20 protein-coding genes and 2 riboswitches are annotated in these 21,604 nt (G+C 48.5%); of the genes, 2 read left to right on the top strand and 18 right to left on the bottom strand.

Annotated features, from left to right (window positions below; translation table 11 throughout):
• Positions 1–299: 299 nt before the first annotated feature.
• The 3 genes from ACQ5BJ_RS10755 to ACQ5BJ_RS10745 all read right to left on the bottom strand — a co-directional run bounded on the left by ACQ5BJ_RS10755 (position 300) and on the right by ACQ5BJ_RS10745 (position 3,650).
• The gene (locus ACQ5BJ_RS10755) at positions 300–1,652 is read right to left on the bottom strand and encodes a nucleobase:cation symporter-2 family protein (RefSeq protein WP_216633901.1); all 1,353 of its coding nucleotides are present in this window, start codon (positions 1,650–1,652) and stop codon (positions 300–302) included.
• Positions 1,649–2,260 (bottom strand): xanthine phosphoribosyltransferase, encoded by a 612-nt coding sequence (locus tag ACQ5BJ_RS10750; protein WP_040736742.1) that lies wholly within the window; start codon positions 2,258–2,260, stop codon positions 1,649–1,651. The genes ACQ5BJ_RS10755 and ACQ5BJ_RS10750 overlap by 4 nt, the downstream gene beginning before the upstream one ends.
• 288 nt (positions 2,261–2,548) lie before the next feature.
• A riboswitch (purine riboswitch) is annotated at positions 2,549–2,648 on the bottom strand.
• Positions 2,649–2,789: 141 nt separating this feature from the next.
• Entirely contained in the window at positions 2,790–3,650 is an 861-nt protein-coding gene (locus ACQ5BJ_RS10745) for a DUF72 domain-containing protein (protein WP_005550448.1), read from the bottom strand.
• A 416-nt stretch (positions 3,651–4,066) separates the two neighbouring features.
• Here ACQ5BJ_RS10745 and ACQ5BJ_RS10740 point away from each other — a divergent pair, with 416 nt between their 5' ends.
• Entirely contained in the window at positions 4,067–4,705 is a 639-nt protein-coding gene (locus ACQ5BJ_RS10740; RefSeq protein WP_430109780.1) for a nitroreductase family protein, read from the top strand.
• Positions 4,706–4,792: 87 nt separating this feature from the next.
• On the opposite strand, the gene ACQ5BJ_RS10735 is transcribed toward ACQ5BJ_RS10740, so the two are convergent.
• From ACQ5BJ_RS10735 to ACQ5BJ_RS10695, 9 genes are all read right to left on the bottom strand, one after another.
• Positions 4,793–5,203: a hypothetical protein gene (locus ACQ5BJ_RS10735; protein ID WP_005550453.1), complete on the bottom strand. Its 411-nt coding sequence runs from the start codon at positions 5,201–5,203 to the stop codon at positions 4,793–4,795.
• A 102-nt stretch (positions 5,204–5,305) separates the two neighbouring features.
• Positions 5,306–6,244 (bottom strand): glutaminase A, encoded by a 939-nt coding sequence (glsA, locus tag ACQ5BJ_RS10730; protein WP_005550454.1) that lies wholly within the window; start codon positions 6,242–6,244, stop codon positions 5,306–5,308.
• Between the two features lie 152 nt (positions 6,245–6,396).
• Positions 6,397–6,801 (bottom strand): DnaJ family domain-containing protein, encoded by a 405-nt coding sequence (locus ACQ5BJ_RS10725; RefSeq protein ID WP_005550455.1) that lies wholly within the window; start codon positions 6,799–6,801, stop codon positions 6,397–6,399.
• Positions 6,802–6,959: 158 nt separating this feature from the next.
• The gene (locus ACQ5BJ_RS10720; protein ID WP_005550456.1) at positions 6,960–7,454 is read right to left on the bottom strand and encodes a DUF3939 domain-containing protein; all 495 of its coding nucleotides are present in this window, start codon (positions 7,452–7,454) and stop codon (positions 6,960–6,962) included.
• Between the two features lie 360 nt (positions 7,455–7,814).
• A complete protein-coding gene (metE, locus tag ACQ5BJ_RS10715) occupies positions 7,815–10,139 on the bottom strand; it encodes a 5-methyltetrahydropteroyltriglutamate--homocysteine S-methyltransferase (protein ID WP_005550458.1) in 2,325 nt (774 codons plus the stop codon).
• A gap of 322 nt (positions 10,140–10,461) precedes the next feature.
• Positions 10,462–10,653: riboswitch (cobalamin riboswitch) on the bottom strand.
• A 197-nt stretch (positions 10,654–10,850) separates the two neighbouring features.
• Positions 10,851–11,141, bottom strand: coding sequence for a HesB/YadR/YfhF family protein (locus ACQ5BJ_RS10710; RefSeq protein ID WP_005550460.1), 291 nt, complete (start codon positions 11,139–11,141; stop codon positions 10,851–10,853).
• A 198-nt stretch (positions 11,142–11,339) separates the two neighbouring features.
• Positions 11,340–13,754 carry a heavy metal translocating P-type ATPase gene (locus ACQ5BJ_RS10705; protein ID WP_005550462.1) on the bottom strand — a complete coding sequence of 805 codons (2,415 nt, stop codon included), beginning with the start codon at positions 13,752–13,754 and terminating at the stop codon, positions 11,340–11,342.
• 128 nt (positions 13,755–13,882) lie between these two features.
• Positions 13,883–14,083 carry a cation transporter gene (locus tag ACQ5BJ_RS10700; RefSeq protein WP_005550463.1) on the bottom strand — a complete coding sequence of 67 codons (201 nt, stop codon included), beginning with the start codon at positions 14,081–14,083 and terminating at the stop codon, positions 13,883–13,885.
• 49 nt (positions 14,084–14,132) lie between these two features.
• On the bottom strand, positions 14,133–14,525 hold the full coding sequence (locus ACQ5BJ_RS10695) for a metal-sensitive transcriptional regulator (RefSeq protein WP_005550465.1): 393 nt from the start codon (positions 14,523–14,525) through the stop codon (positions 14,133–14,135).
• A 223-nt stretch (positions 14,526–14,748) separates the two neighbouring features.
• Here ACQ5BJ_RS10695 and ACQ5BJ_RS10690 point away from each other — a divergent pair, with 223 nt between their 5' ends.
• Entirely contained in the window at positions 14,749–15,702 is a 954-nt protein-coding gene (locus ACQ5BJ_RS10690) for an L-lactate dehydrogenase (protein WP_005550466.1), read from the top strand.
• A gap of 59 nt (positions 15,703–15,761) precedes the next feature.
• Here the strand turns inward: ACQ5BJ_RS10690 and ACQ5BJ_RS10685 are convergent, their stop codons facing one another.
• The 6 genes from ACQ5BJ_RS10685 to ACQ5BJ_RS10660 form a co-directional block, all read right to left on the bottom strand.
• Positions 15,762–16,475: a lysophospholipid acyltransferase family protein gene (locus ACQ5BJ_RS10685; protein WP_289355057.1), complete on the bottom strand. Its 714-nt coding sequence runs from the start codon at positions 16,473–16,475 to the stop codon at positions 15,762–15,764.
• Positions 16,476–16,500: 25 nt separating this feature from the next.
• Positions 16,501–17,520 carry a P1 family peptidase gene (locus ACQ5BJ_RS10680; protein ID WP_268623159.1) on the bottom strand — a complete coding sequence of 340 codons (1,020 nt, stop codon included), beginning with the start codon at positions 17,518–17,520 and terminating at the stop codon, positions 16,501–16,503.
• A gap of 301 nt (positions 17,521–17,821) precedes the next feature.
• Positions 17,822–18,682, bottom strand: a complete 861-nt coding sequence (locus ACQ5BJ_RS10675) for an SMP-30/gluconolactonase/LRE family protein (RefSeq protein WP_005550473.1) — start codon at positions 18,680–18,682, stop codon at positions 17,822–17,824.
• Positions 18,683–18,888: 206 nt separating this feature from the next.
• Entirely contained in the window at positions 18,889–20,391 is a 1,503-nt protein-coding gene (locus tag ACQ5BJ_RS10670) for a nicotinate phosphoribosyltransferase (RefSeq protein WP_412071104.1), read from the bottom strand.
• A gap of 52 nt (positions 20,392–20,443) precedes the next feature.
• A complete protein-coding gene (locus ACQ5BJ_RS10665; RefSeq protein ID WP_197267583.1) occupies positions 20,444–20,995 on the bottom strand; it encodes a cysteine hydrolase family protein in 552 nt (183 codons plus the stop codon).
• Between the two features lie 77 nt (positions 20,996–21,072).
• A complete protein-coding gene (locus tag ACQ5BJ_RS10660) occupies positions 21,073–21,498 on the bottom strand; it encodes a PaaI family thioesterase (RefSeq protein ID WP_005550478.1) in 426 nt (141 codons plus the stop codon).
• Positions 21,499–21,604 lie beyond the last annotated feature (106 nt).

Genomic DNA, 21,604 nt, shown 5'->3' with positions numbered 1-21,604 from the left:
CACGATCTATTGACTTGAAATTGCGTAGAGCAGCACGCTTCTTGATGTATTTCCGTGCAACACAGAAGCCCTCAGAATCAGCATTACGGTCTGATCTTGAGGGCTTCTTTTTATGTCGTTCCTATTCTACCCGCGCGGCTCACATCCTTTTTGGCAACTGGTTCTCCAAATCATTCCCGTCTACCTTGGACTTTTGAAGCAATTCTCCTTCCATGCATAAAAAAGCCCATTGGAATGATCCAATGGGCTTAACATCTATCCTATAAGCAAGGACAGAACTTTCAACTTCCCATCTACAATTAGGAAGCTGCGGAATGACTAATCTCTTCTTCATCCTTCTGCAATTCACTTGTCGGTTGCTTCGTCCCATTGAACAGCAAATTTAAAACCATAGCAGTGAACGTTCCCGCTACGATTCCGTTGTCCGTCAAAATGCGCACCGTTGACGGCAAGCTTGCGAACAATTGAGGAACTACCGTTACTCCAAGCCCCATGCCGACCGAGCAGGCAATGATAAGCAGATTTTCATGGCGATTCATATCCACCTGTGAGCCGAGCATGCGCAGTCCGCTCGATACGACCATGCCGAACATGGCAACCATTGCACCGCCAAGCACCGATTTCGGAATAAGTGTTGTGAGAGCTGCAATTTTCGGAACGAGACCAAGCAGCATCAGCAAGCAGCCAGCTACGACGATGACATCTCGCGTTTTCACCCGGCTCATTTGGATAAGTCCTACATTTTGCGAATATGTGGTATAAGGGAACGCATTGAAAATCCCGCCAATTGTAATCGCCAAGCCTTCCGCACGATACCCTCGCGCCAAATCCTTGGAGTCTACATCACGGCCAACAATTTTGCCTAATGCCATGAACACGCCTGTCGACTCCGCAATGCCAACCATTGCAACGATAATCATCGTCAGAATGGCCGTCATGTTGAATTTCGGAACACCGAAATAAAATGGCTGAACCGCATGAAACCAAGATGCCTCTGCAACTGGCGTAAAATCAACCTGTCCCATAAAGGACGCAATTGTCGTTCCGATGACAAGACCCAGCAGAATAGATATGGCACGAATAAATCCGCCAGACAGCTTGTTCATAATGACAATGAACACAAGTACACCGAATCCGAGCAGTAAGTTCGTTGGACTTCCGAAATCTGGATTCCCTTGACCGCCGCCCAAATCATTGAACGCAACAGGAATCAGGGTTACTCCGATTATTGTGACGACCGAACCCGTTACAACCGGAGGGAACAGCCGAATTAATTTGCCGAACAAACCGCCGAATAAGATGACAAACAGCCCCATCGCTATGATAGCGCCGTAAATATAGGATATGCCGAAGTCCTTGCCGATTGCGATCATTGGCGTGACCGCCTGGAAGGCACAACCTAAGACGACAGGCATTCCAATACCGAACCACCGATTTGCAAATACTTGCAGCAAAGTAGCTATACCGCACATGAACAAGTCAATCGCAACCAAATACGTAATTTGCTCTTGTGAGAATCCTAAGTTACCGCCCACAATGAGTGGAACAATAACGGCTCCGGCGTACATCGCCAATACATGCTGCAAGCCAAGTGAGAAGGTTTGCAGCGGATGCCGATTTTTCACAAATATGCGGTTGTCGATTTGACTCATTGCTGCACCGCCTCGGACTTCGCTTCTTCTACAGCTTCATTTACAAATGCAACACCGTCCGCAGACAATGACGCGATACGAGCAAGGGATTCTACACGATAGCCAGCATCGAGCAGCATTTGACGGCCTGGCTGGAACGACTTTTCAATTACAATCCCGAATCCAACGACACTAGCTCCCACCTGCTCGACGATGCGAGCCAAGCCAGAAGCCGCTTCGCCGTTCGCGAGGAAGTCATCAATGATCAGTACACGGTCATCAGCGGACAAGAAGCGCTTGGATACCGTTACTTCATTCGTCTCTTGCTTCGTGAAGGAATACACCTTCTCTACAATAATATCCTCACGCAGAGTGAGTGATTTTTGCTTGCGTGCAAAAATGAGCGGAACATTCAGTTCTAATGCTGTCATTAACCCTGGCGCAATCCCGGAAGATTCAATCGTGAGCACCTTCGTAATACGTTCTCCCGCATAACGGCGCACGAATTCTTGTCCGATCGCCTGCATAAGCGCTGGATCCATTTGATGATTAAGGAAAGAGTCCACCTTCAATACATTGTTGCCCAGCACTAATCCCTCTTGCATAATTTTATCCTGAAGCCGTTTCATGTTCAGTTCCCCTTTCGATGTGTGCAGCTGTGCATCTCTCTTTATTCTCATACGATAACAGCCCGGCTCCTGATCTACCTTCGGCATGAAGGTGATTGGAACCGGGCTGTGCGATAGTTGCATGCAATGACTGAATACAAACGGAATAGCCCTATATCCCATAAGCTCAATCAAGCAAGCATGCGATCGACTGTGAACCAAGTTTCCCCGCTGGCTGACAGCTGGATGAAACGGCCGCGCTGCAGCATACCCTATGGGCGATGTACAAGCCTGCTTCATATGATAGGCTGCGGCACGTTGGTTCCCCGTAGTCCAATCATTCCGGTGATTGGGTAGAAACATGCAGGCCAATTCCTGCACATATACGAGATGACGCTGCTTTATGATGTTAGCGGTAAGTATACCTCATTTTTTTATTGAAAGGAAGTAACAATTTCTGAAAATACGACAAATTCAGAGGGCTATTATCAGATGTTGTCGCCCCTTGTCTTCATTCGATGCTGACTGATAACATCTCCTAATTTCCACCTTAATCAAATAATGTCAGCTGCTCGGCCGGAAGCGGCGGATCCTCCATCCCTAGCATTCGCTTGAACTGCTTGCCATTGTGCGCTGCATCTCCGCCCGAATTATTGTTGAAAATGACCCAGCAGCGCTTCGTATCCTTCAGAAGCGACTGGACATGCCCCTTCCATTCCTGAAGCTCTTGTTCATTGTAGCGATACAAGTAGCGAACATCTCGCCAATTCGGTTGTCCGCTTGCATTCCAGCCAGATTCGTTGCGACCATGCATACGAACCATCGTGGCTCCCATCTGTGTCGGGACAAGCACTGTCGGCACGCTCCCCTCGCCAGCTTGCGGCTCATCACAGATGCTATGTATCCAGCCTTCCTCACGCATAAAGTCGAGTGTGCGCTCTCGCATCGGTTCTGCAAACCAGCTCTGGTGTCTAAATTCCAATGCGACAGGAATCCCCTCCATCCATTCTCGCGTTCGCCGTAAGATGTCAACATTTCGCCGATCACAATGGAACCAAGGCGGGTACTGGAACAACACCGTTCTAAGCCTTCCCCTCTCCAGAAGTGCATGGACGGATTGGCGAAATACTTCAAACATCTCCTTCGTGCTTGTGAAGGGATGCTTTCCTCGAGAATGGCCTGTCATGCCCTGATACGCCTTCACAATAAATCCGAAGCTGTCTGGTGTCTGCTTACTCCAGCCTTGCATCCGTTCAGGAGATGGAATGGCATAAAAGGAGCTGTCCAATTCAACGATGGAAAAATGCTTGGCATATTCCGTTAGCTTCTCATTGGCTCGTGTACCTGGCCCGTACAGTGCGTCCTGATCTCCCCAGCCTGCAAGCCCAATTTCGATTTGATGATGCTCCATATCCGACTCCTTTCGCATCAGATGCTACTGCCTATGTTGATTTACGACTCCATCTATGTATAAAGTACATATAAAGTACATTCTATATAACAAACTTAATTGAAGTGATTGGCCTCGCTGTTCCTAATCCCTTTTCCCTGGCTAAACGAAAGCAGCGAGGACTCTATCCATTGCCCCTATAATCCCCTTCTCTATTGTGCAATCTTTCGCATAGGATTTCAATTGTGTCCGCTCCTTTCGGAGAACAATTGCACACACTGAAGATGATGCTGCTTGTTTCTGTCTTCAAATAGGTTGATCATTGATTCAATAACGATAATTATGCTACTATATATTCGTTAGCACAATATTATCCATCACAAGATACTCGTTAGCATTTTATATGCGTATATCGCCTTGAAAGGATGACAATTACGATGACTATATCGATGACTGCAAGCGAAGCAATGCTTTCGCGCCATTCCGTACGTAAATACGTCCCAAATACTCCGATTGCTGCAACAGAATTGAACGAAATTTTGGAGTTGGCTGCTTCTGCTCCTTCTTCATGGAACCTGCAGCATTGGCGCTTCCTCGTCTTCCAACAGGAAGAAACAAAACAAAAGCTGCTTCCGATTTCGTACAATCAACAGCAAGTTGTGGACTGCTCAGCGGTGATTGCTGTACTTGGAGATACACAAGCGAACTTGATGGCTCCCGAATTGTACGGCGAGCAGCTTCAAGCAGGCAATATCACACAGCAAGTGCATGATACACTGGTGGGCAACATTAATCGCGCCTATGAATCATCTGCACAGCTTGGTACCGAAGAAGCGATTCGCAACGGTTCGCTTGCTTCCATGCAATTGATGCTGGCTGCAAAAGCCAAAGGATGGGACACTTGCCCGATGGGCGGCTTCAATAAGGAGCAGTTCGTTACAGAATTCAATATCCCATCCCGCTATGTGCCGGTCATACTGATCACACTCGGCAAAGCTGCTGCTCCAGCGCATGCTACAAGCCGCCTGCCTCTAGAACGCACTGTATTTCATGAGACATTTCCAGCCAACCAATAAGCTAGCATGATTCATGCTTGCCTATCAACAATATGATTCGAAAGTAACAAAAGCGCCCATCCCTAGGATGAGGCGCTTTTGACGTCATTACATTGGATTCCAACGCATCTTCACTTCCAATTCACAGCACCGTGATTCCGAAGAATCCGTATTGAAAGTCAACTTGATACCATCAGGCGTAGACTTCACTTCCAGCCTCGATTGTACACCGATATCCCGAATTAAACGCGTTACTTCCGTTCTATTTCCCCGCTGTGCAGCATCCATAATAGCAGTCGCTAATGTTCTCGACTTCCTTAGGCGATCCAGCACGCGGACAGCCTGTTCTGCTAGAGAATGGGTACTATCTGCAGATGATACAAATTTACTCGAATCAACGGGTGGATACGTATCCGGAATGCGCTCACTCTTGCCTGCTACCGGACGGACAGGGGTTACTCGTACAATGGATTGGTTTGAGCCCACACGATACGTAATCCCCAGTTCATTGGACGACATCTTACACATCCCTCGTTTCTTGCGTAATCCGTACGAAGAGGTACTATGTCAGCCTATGTGAGGAGGACTTATTTCGTGTGCTCTTTTCATATTCTCACAGTATTAAAAGATGCTCCAATCATATCGCTCCGACAATGCGCCGAGCAAATGAACGCCTGCAACGCTATTTCCTTTCTTATTCAGGGCGGGACCTACCACTCCGATCCCCATCTTGCCTGGGATTACCGCAAGAATCCCCCCGGAAACTCCACTTTTGGCCGGTATCCCCACTTGAATTGCAAACTCTCCCGAGGCATTGTACATGCCGCATGTTACCATGAATGAATTCGCAATTTGTACATAATGCTTCGGAATGTAGCAGCGCCCGTTCTGAGGATTGCAGCCTCCATTCGCCAAGACAAGCGCCATACGCGCAAGATGGTCTGTGTTGACCTCGATCGCACATTGGCGAAAATACACTTCGAGCGTATCCTCGACATCGGCTTGAAGAACACCATTATCCTTCAAAAAGTAAGCGAGCGAGCGGTTGCGATGGGCAGTATCTCTCTCCGATTGATACACCTCTTCATTCCATGTTATCGTTGGGTCATCTGCCAATTCACGGATGAATTCAAGCATGCGCATCGATTTTTCTTGCGGAGTTTCGCCTTCAATCAGCGAGGCGATCGCGATTGCTCCCGCATTAATGAACGGATTGAACGGCTTGCCCGGATCAACGAGCTCAAGCTTCAAGATCGAGTTGAAATCATCTCCAGTAGGCTCCATGCCTACCTTACTAAATACGCCTGCTTCACCACTATCGAGCAAAGCGAGGAGCAGTGAAAATACTTTGGATATACTTTGCATCGTAAACGTTAACTTGCAATCGCCTGCATGCACTTGTTCACCTTGAATACCGAACAACGATATGCACAGCGCGTCCTTCGGAGCACTTGCAAGCCCGGGTATATAAGAAGCGACCTCTCCATCCTGTGATACAGTCCGGCTCTCCTCTACCCATTGAGGGAGCTCTCTTCTAAGTTGTTGCCAATAGGTCGTCATACCATGTACACCTTTCCTTCCTTCTATCCCAACATTGCAATGAACCTATCTGCATTGCTCTGCTTCAATATGTACGGTTATATCTATCGTTTCATGGATAACGAATTCACATGCGTCAAATGAGCTGCTCCTGAGTCTAGTTTGTCCAATTTTCACTTCTCATCGGGAGACTTCGTGACACCGGTCACCTTGCTTACGATTTGCGATTCATATTGGGCAAACGCGGGCACAACAGTCCACCCACGCTCCTCCATCATCATCTGCAGCCGGAGTTTCCGTTCATTCAGCTGCTTCCGAGTGTCGCCTATCCTTTGCTTATCTTCTGGATCACACGCTGCAAGAAGCTCCTCCAAACGTACGATTTCACGTCCAAGATATATAGGTTCAGGCAGCAGTCCAGCATTTTGCATCATCAAATATGCAGGCCGCAATTCCTCAGGAACATGGGTCAAATCTTTCAGATCTAATGGCCTCCCTTTGCCAGGCAGTTGATCAAATGCGCCTTCCTTCATCGCTTCTTGAATTTTCTGCTCTGCCATCCATCCGATGATGTCCATGATTACGCACCTCGCTCATCATTCGACTATAAATAACGAAGACATTCCATCTAATAGGATACCACTAATCGCCCCAGAATTTTAACTGGAAAATAAACAAAAAGAGCTTATCTCCCATCATAGGAGGCAAGCTCTTGTTCCCCTATACAGTTTGAGCCTCAGTTGAGGGCTCCTTGCGTTTTATGCCAATCCTCTTCATGTGTCAGCAAAAATTGCTCGGTCGTTAAGTAAAGCGAGATTGGCGGCTTCTCTTTTAAATAGTGGCGCTGCACGAGCAAGTCATAATGAACTTGGCGATTGCGCGTGCCCGAGAGTACGGGAAGATCATCATGTTCATCCAAATAATCATCCACCGCAGCCTGCACCATATCGAGATATATCGGAATATGCTTGTCTTTCTCATCAAATATTTCGTACGTATATTGGGACATATAAAATTTCTGATCCGATTCCCCGCCCAAGTAACGGCGCAGACGCTTCAAATCAATGCTGTGATCTGCTAGCATCAGTGTTGTGCGTTTGATTTCATTCGGCATATCTTTTTCGTATTGAAGCACCGCTCTGCGCACATCCTCCACAGTCACGTGCACCCTTTTACGTACCGATGGAGAAACCTGTTTGTTCCGTTTGAACCATTGTGTAATCCAACGCATATCAGATCCCACCTTTCTGCTTCCGGAAGTAGGGTACGGGAAGATGGAAGCAGGAGATATGTATCCGCTTACATCCCTATTATACCATATCTTTTCTTCATTTGATATATCCTTATATCTCGACATCCTTTACGTATAAATAACCATTTTCGTTCTCCTTTACTCATGTCCAGAAATCAAGTTGTCCATATGCCATCTATTGCATATTTCAAATTTTAACCTTTCTTATTCCACTCCACTTTAAGAAAGAAGGGCCATCCCTGCATGGCAATCACGATGATTGCGAGAGATGACCCTTTCCTACTTAAATGATCCTATTGAGGTATAATTGCATGTTGCGGGGAGTGGTAATGAACAAGCTTATGCTTCAGTTGATACGGCCGCTGCATGACGGGCACGAGCAAGCTTCGTTGCTTCTACCATGTTGCGCAATGCTGCTACTGTTTCAGGCTCGCGGCGAGTTTTCAGACCACAGTCCGGGTTAATCCAGAACGTCTCTACTGGAAGCACGCGCAGTGCCTGTTCGATGATTCGATCAATCTCTTCCACCGCTGGGACGCGGGGACTGTGAATGTCATAGACGCCAAGTCCGATGCCAAGCTCATAGCTTTGCTTCTCCAGCGTTCCAATCATATCGCCGCCGCTTCGTGCCGTTTCAAGTGAAATGACGTCCGCATCCATCTTGCGGATTGTGTCAACCATATCGGAGAAATCACAATAGCACATATGCGTATGCACTTGCGTTTCCGGCGCTGCTCCGCAGGTGGCAAGGCGGAACGCCAATACCGCCCAATCGGTGTAATAAACAGCATCCTCTGCCTTCAGCGGCATGCCTTCCTTCACCGCCGGCTCATCGACCTGGATCATGCCGATTCCGGCTTTCTCCAGCGCAGCAATCTCTTGGCGAAGCGCATAGGCCAGTTGGAACGCAGCTTGCTCACGCGGGATATCATCGCGGACAAAAGACCAGTTCAAGATTGTGACTGGGCCAGTAAGCATCCCTTTAACCGGATGAGAAGTCAAGGATTGAGCAAATGCCGTTTCCTTCACTGTCATTGCCTCTGTAAACGCAACATCTCCATACAACACTGGCGGTTTCACACAGCGCGAACCATAGGATTGAACCCATCCAAACTTTGTAAATGCGAACCCATCTAACTTTTCACCGAAATATTCGACCATATCTGTCCGTTCGAACTCGCCATGCACCAGAACGTCAATTCCGATCTCTTCTTGAATGCGGATCCATCGTGTCATTTCATCTTCTAAATACGTTTCGTATGTCTTTGCATCCCATTCGCCCTTGCGGAAACGAAGGCGAGCGCGGCGAATATCCGCAGTTTGCGGCATACTTCCGATCGTTGTTGTCGGCAGCAGCGGCAAGGAAGGCCAGCGCTTACGATGCAGCTCCTTGCGCTCTTCAAATGGAAGGCGTTCAATTCCTTTTTCTTTTTCTGTCCGAAGCAGCTCCTCCAAAGCCTGAACCACTTGCGGACGCTGTCTCGAAGGCTCATTGCGCCAAGCTTGAACGCGAGCGCCGCTGTCTGTGAGCACTGCGCGAGTCTCCTCGCTTGGGCTTGAGAAATGACGAGCAAGCGCAGCAGTCTCCTCCAGCTTCTCGTCTGCGAACGCCAAGGCTTCTCTAACAGGGGCTGGCAATTCAATCTCCCGCTTCGCAGTCAACGGTACATGCAGCAGGCTGCATGATGGCTGTACGATCCAGCGCTCCCTCGGGACAATACCTTCCACCGATTCGAGCCAAGCCGCTGCTGCGGCTAGATCCGTACGCCAAATATTACGGCCATCAATGATACCGATGGCAAGCTGCTTCTGTTCTGGGAATCCAAATTTACGCAGTGCTGCTTCATTTCTACCTTTATCATGAACAAAATCAAGACCGAGCGTATCTACCGGAAGCGACACGAACGATTCGTAATCTGATACTGCATCGAAGTATGTTTGCACCCATAGCGACAAGCTTGGAGCCGCCTTGCGAAGCTCAGCATATATTTCCTGCACTGCCGGCCAATGTTCGTGCGGCATCTCCAGAACGAATGCCGGCTCATCCAATTGAACGGTCTTCACGCCTTCCTGCTCCAATTCACTCAAGAGCTGTCCATATACTCCAGCGAATTGACGAAGTACATTCAAGCGTTCTTCCGGTTTAATCCCTTTAATAAAGCGGACATACGTATAGGGGCCGATGATGACTGGCTTTCCTTCAATGCCATGGGCTTGCTTAGCCCTGCGATATGCTTGCAGCGGGCGGTTGACCGTCAATTGCGGAGCCTTGCCCTCCCACTCTGGCACAATGTAGTGATAGTTCGTGTTGAACCACTTCGTCATCTCGCAAGCGACGGCATCCTGTGTGCCTCGAGCCAATGCGAACAGCAAATCCGCGCTTACTTCACCTCCATTGTAGGAGAACCGTGAAGGAATCAATCCGAAAGTAGCAGTCATATCAAGCACATGATCATACCAGGTGTAATCATTGACCGGAATCAGATCAATACCTGCCTCTTGCATCGTCTTCAGGCGAACGTCATTGATGCGTTCCAGCTCATCCTCCAATTGCTCCGCAGAGCTGTTGCCTGCCCAATACTGCTCCAATGCCTTTTTCCATTCCCGGTCGTATCCGATCCGAGGGTAACCTGCTGTGCTTGTCTTGATTGAATTGGCTGTCATCATACTGCCCCTCTCATGCGTAATTTTGCCGTACGGGATTAATTGGACAATTTCTATCGCTTAACACGGAATTAGAATTGCAGTCGAACTCACTACTCCACCTTATGAGACGTTTATGGATCGCCTTGTGCATTCATTACATCCTTAATATGCAAAAAAAGACATTCCTGTCCCATAACAGAAATGTCTCGTAAACGTCCATGAAGGCATAATGGAATAGATCGTTCCTTCCGGCTCATTAGCAAAAAACACCTCATGCTAAGAGGAATCGAAATGACGATATCCATGCTTACGAACACTTCCCTATCTCCCGTAGGTACGAACAGTGTTGTCAAAACAGGCAGGTCTCCTGGCTTCAGCTTCATTGGCCATTGCAGCCTTCCCGATTCCTTACAAACCAGTGGCTCTCTCGCAATACCTCAACTGTCACAGTGGCGGGACCGCGCCGGATTTCCAACCGGCTTCCCTATTAAGCTCCGACGTTACCCGAAGCACCTGTTTCCCATATTCAATTACATTGAAAGCCGCTTTCACACATCTTCCAATTGAGAACGATTATATATCTAACCAGAGCGATTGACAAGAATTTTTTCTCAGTTTCTATTCGAAAAAAATCCTAACCCCGCCCGCTTCATTTGTACATAAGCTCCCCTTACATACACAATAGGCGAGCCTCACGGCTCGCCTAACGATCATTGATGGGGTGATATGCTAGATGACCATCCCTTCATGTACGAAAACAATATCTTCGTCCTTCTCATCCAGCGTCAATTCGCGATTATCCAAGAACCATACATCATTTTGCTCCATAAAGAACGTAATGCCGTTCACGACTTCCGTCACTGCTGGATATTGCGGACTGTCTTTCATGATGCCGAATGAATAAGGCCCTGAAGCACTGAATCCGCTGTAGCGCACAAAGATGCGCACTTGATCTCCTGCTGTAAATCCCCAATCGGCCAAAAAACGCTCGACTGCCTTCGCTGTAACGCGTAATTGCATGCTCAGACCTCCTTAATCCAACCTATCATCATTTATGATCATACCACGCGCATATATCATTTGTTAACACCAAAGTTGTTGGTACGAATATGGTCTGCGCCTTTTTCCGACTGTCCGCATTACGCAGATGTTGAGCATACAACACATGTCCGTTGTCGGCATTCATCCACCATAGCTCAGAAAAGCCTCTCCTTGAAATTACAGCTTGATCCGCTGAAGACGAAGCGCATTGAGCACGACCGAGACTGAACTGAACGCCATGGCCGCGCCTGCAAGCCATGGAGCAAGCAGACCGGATGCTGCAATCGGAATGCCGAGCGTATTGTAAATAAGCGCCCAGAACAAGTTTTGCTTAATATTGCGCATCGTCCGGCGGCTCATCTCCATCGCATCAGCAATCCCGTTCAAGTCGCCGCGCATCAAAGTTACACCTGCTGTCTCCATTGCTACATCCGTCCCTGTACCGATAGCGAAGCCAATGTCAGCCGCGGCAAGCGCAGGTGCGTCGTTGATGCCATCGCCTACCATGGCAACGACTGTGCCGTCCTGCTGCAGCTCACGAACATGCTGCGCTTTTTGTTCAGGCAGCACCTCTGCAAATACATCATCAATCCCGACTTGTGAAGCGATGGCTTTCGCTGTTCGAATGTTGTCCCCTGTCATCATCACTACGCGAATCCCCATCTGATGGAGCCGCTCAATCGCCTGCTTCGAGGAAGCCTTCACCTGATCAGCTACAGCAACAATCCCTCTCCACTTGCCATCAACCGCAATCAACATCGCCGTCTTGCCTGACTGTTCCATCTCCTGCAGTGCTGCTTCCGCGTTACTGCTTACGATTCCGTTCTTCTCCATCCATCTGCGCGTCCCGACAATGATGGATTGCCCATTTACTTGAGCCTCTATGCCATATCCAGGCTCAGCGCGGAATGAAGTCGGCTCAACCGTACTAATTCCTTGCTCGGACAGTCCCTTCACAATCGCTTGCGCAAGCGGATGCTCAGACTGCTTTTCGGCAGATGCAAGCAGGGTCAAGAGCTCTGCCTTCTCCTCTTCATTCACATCAGGAAGCACAACATCGGTAAGCGAAGGCGCCCCTTCTGTTACGGTACCCGTCTTATCGAGCACAACAGTCTGAACTCGATAAGCTCCCTCTAAGTGTTCGCCTCCACGGAATAGAACACCATATTCGGCCGCACGACCCGTACCAGCCATGATAGAAGTTGGTGTAGCCAGACCTAATGCGCATGGACAAGCAATGACGAGCACAGCGATGGTACGAGATAAGGCGATACCGAAGTTCCCGGGCTCAACTGCGAAGTACCATAGCAAAAACACAAGAACTGCAATCCCAACGACGATCGGTACGAAAATGCCTGAAATTTTATCCGCAATCCGCTGAATAGGAGCCTTGGATCCCTGTGCTTCCTCGACGATTTTAATAATTTGCGACAGAGCCGTTTCGGAGCCTATCTGAGTCGCTTGCATCGTGAAAGCGCCTTGCGCATTCACTGTAGCACCATACACATTATCCCCAGCCTGCTTCTCCACAGGAACACTTTCCCCAGTCAGCATGGACTCATCTACGGTTGAAGTACCACTAACGACAACTCCATCTACTGGAACCTTCTCGCCTGGACGAACGAGTACGATGTCTCCACTCGCCACATCTTCCACTGGCACTTCTACTTGTTCGCCATTGCGCACAACCGTTGCCGTTTTAGCACGAAGTCCCATGAGAGCGCGAATTGCCTGAGAGGAGCGCCCTTTCGCAGAAGCCTCCAGCCATTTTCCAAGCAGAATAAGGGTAATGAGCACAGCGCTCGTTTCAAAGTACATTTCAGGATGATGAAGTTGGCCGATTTGCCATTGCCACGCCAAATACACACTGTACACATACGCAGAAGTCGTGCCGAGAGCAACCAGCACATCCATATTGGCACTGCCGCTGCGAAGCGCTTTGTACGCCCCCACATAGAACCGTGCACCAATGATAAATTGAACCGGCGCAGCTAGAATCATCTGCACCCAAGGGTGCATGAACCATTCCGGCACCCATATCCATGAAGTGAACGAAAAATGTCCTACCATCGACCATAGAAGCGGAATCGACAAAATAGCCGAGACAAGAAATGTGTTGCGCAGACGGCGCATATTCCGCTGGGTCGGCGACTCTTGTTCCCCTTCACCCTCTTCCTTCTTCAATCGGCCTGTATATCCAAGCTGGGCAATTTTATTCAAAATATCTTCTTGCTTTAATCCAATGTAAGTTATTTTTGCAGTCTCAGTCGCCAAGTTAACGGCAGCGCTCTGCACGCCCGGCAATCGATTCAGCCCCTTTTCAATTCGGGTTGAACAGGCGGCACAGGTCATGCCTTCAATTTGCAAATCCATTGTTTCAACCGGCACCTTATACCCCAGATGCTCAATCTTATCTACAACCTGCTGTAAGGATACAGCATCGCCGTCATACTGCACGGCTGCTCGTTCAGAAGCCAGATTTACTGCTGCTTCCTCTATGCCGTCCATGCGCTTCAAGCCTTTTTCAATCCGGGTTGCACACGCAGCACAGGTCATGCCTTCAATCGGCAACGTTGTATGCTTTTCTGCCATGGTCAAGTCCTCCCTACTCTCATAAATATACCCCTATACCCTATATCCAATTCCAAAAGAAAACTCCTCGTAAGGAGTATTCTCGGTTGAATGATTTCGGGCAGGATGAAAGCGCCGCGCCCTAATTATTAAACTACATCGTATCCTTGATCCTCAATTGCCTCGCGAATTTGTTCTGGCTTCACCTTGGACTCATCATACGATATCGTCACTTGCTTCGCTGCCAAATCAACTTGAGCTGAAGCTCCTGTACCTTCAACCGCACGTTCTACCGCTTGCTTGCAGTGCCCGCATGTCATGCCTTCTACTTTCCATGTTACGTTTGTCATCACGATTTCCTCCCCTTGCGGCTGTTGCTTTAAATTGGAACAACCATTATTATTTAAGTAATTTATGAATCGTTGTTAACAGTTCATCAATAACTTCCGGTTCACCATCTTGCAAGCGCTCAACGACACAACTCTTCATATGCCCTTCGAGCAGCAATCTTCCAACAGAATGAAGAGCCGACTGGATGGATGCGATTTGATTCAGTACATCATCACAGTAAGTATCTCGTTCAATCATGGATTTCACGCCCCGCACTTGACCTTCAATGCGATTCAATCGGTGAATCAGCTTCTTTTTCATTTCGTCAGAGTGATGGCTCTTCCTCTTGCCTTCTGTTGAATGGCATGCCCCCCCATCCTCAATTGAGGAGCAACCATCATCTGATTCGAAAGCAGCGTCCAGTACGTCATCGACTTGTTCATCGATACGTTCGTTTGACATTTGTGTATCACCACCTCATGTATCTAATATACTATACCCCCCCACCCTATGCAAGCCTTTTTCTCACTCTTTTTTTAAACTGAATGGTACTTTTTGTAGCATGAAAATTAGGGTTGGTTATTTTTTCGGAAAATGGTTAAAATTTAAGTGGTTAGTCTGGCTTCTTGTCGCTGGTCAACACATGAATTTATCGTTTACTACTTAAGAGGAGGCAATACTTATTATGACTCAAATGACAAAAGTGTCCCGTGTCGCATTGATCGGATCGGGCTTTGTAGGCTCTAGCTACGCATTCGCATTATTCAATCAAGGCTTGGCCGCTGAGCTTGTCATCATCGACGCAAACCGCAAAAAAGCAGAGGGAGATGCGATGGACTTGAATCATGGACTTCCATTCGCATCCAATATGCGCATCTGGGCCGGAGACTACAGCGATTGCAAGGACGCGGACTTAGTTGTCATTACAGCAGGCGCGAACCAAGCTCCTGGCGAAACTCGACTTGATCTGATCGGCAAAAACGCGAACATCTTCAAATCGATCGTCACTTCCGTTATGGAAAGCGGCTTTGACGGATTGTTCCTCGTCGCGACGAACCCGGTCGATGTCCTTACATATGCAACCTGGAAATATTCTGGTCTGCCTGCGCACCGTGTCATCGGTTCAGGCACCATTTTAGATACAGCACGCCTTCGTTACTTGTTGGGTGAAAAGATCGGCGTCGATCCGCGCAACGTCCACGCTTATATCATGGGCGAACATGGAGACACTGAACTTCCTGTGTGGAGTAATGTCAGCATCGGCGGCCAACCGCTTGAGCACTATCGCAAGACACATGGCAATCCTACTCAAGAAGAATTGGATGAGATTTTCGTCAATGTGCGTGATGCGGCTTATCATATCATCGAACGCAAAGGTGCAACTTACTACGGAATTGCCATGGGATTGGCTCGCTTGACGAAGGCCATTCTGAAGAATGAGAACTCTGTATTGTCCGTATCTGGACTGCTTACTGGCCAGTACGGCTTGGACGATGTCTATATCGGGGTGCCGGCTGTCGTCAATCGTCAAGGTATCCGCGATATTTATGAGCTGCACTTGTCCGAAGAAGAGATGCAGAAGCTGCACCATTCCGCAAGCGTACTCAAACAAGCTATCTCTTCGGTGTTCCCAAAATAGCTTCTGATTCATCCTAATGAAAAAGGCGCACTCTTCTAAAGAGATGCGCCTTTCCTGTATTATGCATTTATGATCATGGTGCGCACTTGCTCTGGCAGCATTGCTGCCTCTTCTTTCGACAGAGCGGAAGTCATAACGGCTGGAAGAACCGTCACCTCGACATGAGCTGGGCGGATCCAATTGCCGTTCGCCTCCATCAGCTTGTACGAACCGGATATACGAACCGGCACAATAGGCACTCCTGACTTTGTAGCCACTCGGAAGCCGCCATTTTTGAACTCCCCGATTTGATCGCCCTTGCTGCGCGTTCCTTCAGGGAAAATAACAATAGGATGCCCGCTCCCTACAAGCTTGCCTGCTTCATTCAAGCTGTTCATCGCCTGGCGTACATTGCTCCGATCCACGAAAATGCAGCGCAAGTATTTCATCCATACGCGAATGAAGGGCAGCTTGGCTAACTCCGCTTTAGCCATCAGCGCCTTCGGCTTGCCGATATGTCCGAGCATGATCGGTACATCGAAATTCCCTTGATGATTGGCGATAAAGACTGCACCGCCTTCCGGAATATGTTCCAATCCACGTACTGTGACTTTCGCTCCAGCTACACGCAGTAAGGAACGTGCCCACCTTCCTACCTGTTTGGCTGTGTAAGCGTCCAGCTCTTCAAGTCGCCCTTGTCTGTACAGTCTATTCGCCTTCATCATACCTGGAATGATAAAAATTAAATAAAGCCAAAAATAAATAAACCAAATGATTGTTCGTATGAATTTCATGCTGTAATTCCCTTCTACATATCGATCAAGTCAGCCATTCCTGCGAACATGGCGTGCCGTCTACAGATTGTGCCGCAACAATGGCATTATGAACAGCATAGCCAAGCACTTCCGCTGCCCACATCCCTGCAAGATCCACAGAAGACTCAACTCCGCCCGTCGTCATTGCGAACACTGTGTCCCCATCATACATCGTATGGACTGGATAAATCGTTCGAGCCAATCCATTGTGGGCCATTTGAGCAATTTTCGTCATTTCGGTTTTGGTGAATGAACCGTTACAGGCAACCGCAGCAATCGTCGTATTCGTACCCGGCTTCAACGTTCCTTGAAAAGGATTAGCCAATTGGGTAAGAAAGGACAACGGATCAATAAAGCTCCCCTTTTCATCTGATCTTGCACCAGCCAGTGTTCTGCCGTTCTTCGGGTGTCTAACCTCGCCGACTGCATTGACTGCGACAGCGGCTCCAACAATCAGTCCATTGGGCAATTGTACAGAAGCCGTGCCGAATCCGCCTTTCATTGACCGATCAGTGCCCGCGAATTTGCCAAGCGTTGCACCCGTTCCCGCACCAACATTCCCTTCAGCAACCATTCCAGATGAAGCGCTCACTGCAGCCGCATATCCCATCTCTGCAGTTGGTACAACTGTGGGATCGCCAAGCGCCAGGTCAAATAAAATCGCCGAAGGTACGATTGGCACCTTCGCAACGCCTACATCCAATCCAATCTCCTGCTCCTGCAGCCGCTGCATGACCCCTTGTGCGGCAGCAAGTCCAAATGCGCTTCCGCCGCTAAGGCAAAGAGCATGTATATGCTGAACGAGCGCCGTCGGCTGCAAAAGCTCCGTCTCACGAGTACCTGGCGCTGAACCCCGGACATCGACGCCGCATACAGCGCCTTGCTCGGCTACAATGACAGTACAGCCCGTAAGTGCAATATTGTCCTGTGCATGGCCTACAGCAATGCCAGGTACATCTGTTATTGATCCAGGATAGCGAGCGGGCTTGTCACCCGCTCTATTCGTATAATGGGATGATTCCATATGCTCACCCTTTCCGGTCTGATTATGATGCGCCCTGCTATTTCCACACCAATCCGCTTCAGATTGCAACAAGAACGTGGCACCATTTTGGGCAAGCCTACACGCCTGTAAGAGGAAGATTGTCGAAAAAAGTAAACTCTTGCAGAAAAATGCACGTTTTTGCGCTTTCCCGAGAAATAATTTTGTCTTCCTTTCCCGAGATAGCGGCCCCTTGGCCTGTCATACATCGGATAGACCAAAATCCTGCATGAAGCAGAGAAAGGAGCCCGATTGCAATGGGCTCCTCTTTGACATTAGGATGTTATACAAGTCCGAACAATCTGCGGCAGCGGCCAGGACGGTTCGCTCGGAATCGCTCGACATTGCCCTGATCCATCATCGTGACATATACGGTACATCCATCTTCGCCACCGAAGGTCACATTTGTGCAGTTGCTTCCATGGAGTCGTATCTCTTCGAGCAGAGTTCCATCCGGAGCGAGAACTGCTACCGTCCCTTTGCCAAAGCGAGCAACGTACAGATTGCCGTCTATATCACAGCGCATCCCATCCAGTCCGAAATCCGGAAACTCATGAAATAGCCGCTTGTTCGAAATACTTCCGTCCTCATGAAGATCATAGACCCATATTCGGCGTTGAACCGACTCGTTAACATACAACAGACGCTCGTCCGAGCTCACCTCTATGCCGTTCGTAGTTCCCATGCCCGTTTCCAACAATGTCATTTCTCCATTTGGACGGATGCGCCAGATTTGCCCGGAATCATCGGCCCACTTCGGATCACTTGCAAATATAATATCATTCGCCATAATTGCAATATCGTTCGGCTGATTCATTGTTGGATCGTGTGCAAGCACTTGCAGCTCCTTCGTCACAAAGGAATATCGGAACACATGATGTCCTGCATAATCGGCGATGCACATCTCCCCTCTGCGATTAAAGCGGATACCATTGCCTATGCATCCCTCGGGAAGCTCCAGAAACACAGAGCATTCGCCTGCCGGCGTGACTTTTCCAATAGTGCCTTGGCGTTCATAATTGACCGCGTACAAATTGCCTTCCTTATCGCAAGCAGGACCTTCTATGCCTTGTGTAAACCCATGCTGTGGTGTAAATACCTCACTGCTTCGCATTTCCACTGATCCATCAAACGTCTGACTCATGCTATCTCCCTCTCCCTCTTCGCATGTACATCATTCATAACGTTAAACGATCTTGCTCATGGTACGGCCTAACAGAAGTAAATCGCTTCATAGCCGCAATTGCAGTATGACAGCGATTCCTATCCCCGCATAAAATTCGCACAATCTCGCGTTAGACGGGGAAGTCAACTCGTATGATCAGAGCTTGTCCAACTCACCGATGTTCATTATTTATCGTGATCCTCATCCGAATCTCCAGCATCCATTTGGAATGAACGCAATTTTTCCTTCTCTTGCACATGCGCCTCAATCATGTCGCGCTTGAGCTCCCAGGCCTTCGTGCTCACATCGACATGATACTGCTCTGGGTTCGTCTTCCGCAAATATTCCGGCCAGAACAGTTGCAGCTGCTCCTTATGGTAGTTGCGGATCTCCTCCAGAGGCGGGCGTTCATATACAAGCTTGCCGTCCCGATATACAGGCTGAAGCAGCAGTTCTGCATCATAACTCTCCACATATTTGTGTAAGTATGGGTGAATTGGATCAAACAGCTTAATTTTCGCCCGACGCTTTACATCATCCTCTTCAGAGAGGCAAATGTAGTCAGCGATCGCTTTTTTCTTTTTCTTATGAATGATGCGGTAAACATCCTTCTTGCCTGGCGTCGTGACCTTCTCTGGATTCGCAGAAATTTTGATCGTTGGCTGCATCTCTCCGTTTACTTCACGAGATACAAGCTTGTACACGCCGCCAAGCGAAGGCTGATCCGCTGCCGTAATCAGTTGTGTGCCGACTCCCCACATTTCCACACGAGCACCCTGTGATTTCAAGTCTGAAATCGTATACTCATCCAAATCGTTAGATGCACAAATCTGCACATCAGTCAGACCGGCCTCATCCAGCAGCTTGCGGGCTTGAATGGACAAGTACGCAATGTCCCCGCTGTCGAGTCGAATCGCCTGTAGCTTCTTCCCTTTTTTCTCCAGCTCAAGACCAATTTGAATCGCATTCGGAATTCCGCTGTGCAGCGTATCATACGTATCGACGAGCAGCGTCACCTGATTAGGCAGCGCTTCAGCGAATGCATGAAAAGCCTCTTCCTCGCTCTCGAAGCTTTGCACCCACGCATGAGCATGCGTCCCTTTTGTCGGAATACCGAACCTACGGCCCGCGAGCATATTTGAAGTGGCATGGAAGCCTGCCAAGTAAGCTGCACGCGCGCCCCATAATGCAGCATCTGCCTCTTGGGCCCGGCGTGTGCCGAATTCCATCAAAATATCGTTCGGAGCGACATGCTTGATGCGCGAAGCCTTGGTTGCGATCAATGTCTGAAAGTTCATGAAGTTCAATAGAGCTGTCTCAATCAGTTGCGTTTCGAACACACGTCCCTCTACGCGAATAAGCGGCTCATTGGCGAATACGAGCGTACCTTCTCGAACTGCATCAATCTGTCCGGTAAAACGGAATGCGCGCAGCTCTTCCAGAAACGCTTTCTCGTATTGCTCTTCCTGCATACCTAGATACTCTATGTCTTCTTCTGTGAAATGCAAATGCTCAATATACTCAACAATTCGCTCAAGACCGGCGAACACGGCATACCCATTATGGAAGGGCAGCTTGCGGAAAAATGCTTCAAACACCGTCTGCTGATTATGTGTGCCATTCTTCCAGTGCGCATACATCATATTGATTTGATATTTATCTGTGTGTAAGGCCATTGATGTATTCATCAAGTCATCTCTCTTTCTACCGTTTACCAGTCAGACTGTATGCGGCAATTAACTATTCTGTGCGGTACCCGCTTACAATTTGGGCACCAAGCGAATTGCGGAAGTGCTGCAATGCCCACGCATGAGCTTGCCCGTTAAAGGTTGCAACAGCATCCTCATGAACAACAATTTTATATCCTTTATTATAAGCATCCACTGCCGTATGAAGCACGCAGATGTCTGTACATACGCCAACCAAGTGAATCTCTTGAATATGTCTAGCTCGCAATTGCATATCTAGATCGGTACCGCAAAATGAGCTGTATCTGGTCTTATCCATCCAATATACATCTGATTTATGACGCTCGTAGGCATCGGCTACTTTACCGTATAGGTTCCGCCCTTCAGTCCCCCGAATGTTATGGGGCGGGAACAACGCTGATTCCGGATGGTACGGATCCTGCTCCTCATGCAGATCCACGGCCATCGTAACAAAATCACCAGCAGCCGCGAAGGACTCTACCAAATCCGCAACACGATCCTCGATATGTACGGCTGGATCTCCGCAAGGAAGGCGACCAATCACAAAATCATACGTATAATCAATGACAATTAATGCCTTCAATTCCAATTGCATCCCCTCTCCGAGGCCCGCTATCCGATAGTTAGCTTATCGTCATTATGACAAATCGGTGCTAAATGTCAACCACCTGCACGCGGGCTTCTCACGTGAAAAGTTCCTGTCGCCATCGTACCGAGCTCACCTTGCTCGTTCACAATTGTCCCTTGAATCGTAAGCACGCGCTTCGTTGCATGGGTAACATGCGCTCGAGCTTCCAATATGCCCAGCTTCATTGGACGCAAAAAGTTCACATTCAAGCTCCCCGTCACAATGTTCTGATCCTGCTTATATGCAGTGGCGGCAATCCCCATCGTATTGTCCAGCAGAGAAGATAATACGCCTCCATTCACAATGCCCATCATATTCAAATGGTGATCCTTCGCGTCAAGACGAACGACCACTTCCTTCTCATCCGCATGAACGAGCTCACAGCCCAAGTATCCCCAGAATGACGTTTGCGCGCTTTCCTTTATTTCATCCCACCGCAAGATTTGCTCGTTGCTCATGTTGGCCACCTCTCGATTTATCCGCCATTATTTACCTTACAGTATACCGACATTATGCCCTTCTATCACTAACAAAATGTCGAAAGAAGCGAAGGCCGATCGTTTT

Origin of the sequence: Paenibacillus sp. B1-35, from assembly GCF_050474385.1 — a bacterium.
GTDB lineage: Bacteria > Bacillota > Bacilli > Paenibacillales > Paenibacillaceae > Paenibacillus_B > Paenibacillus_B alvei.
This window is presented reverse-complemented; position numbering and strand designations above follow the sequence as displayed.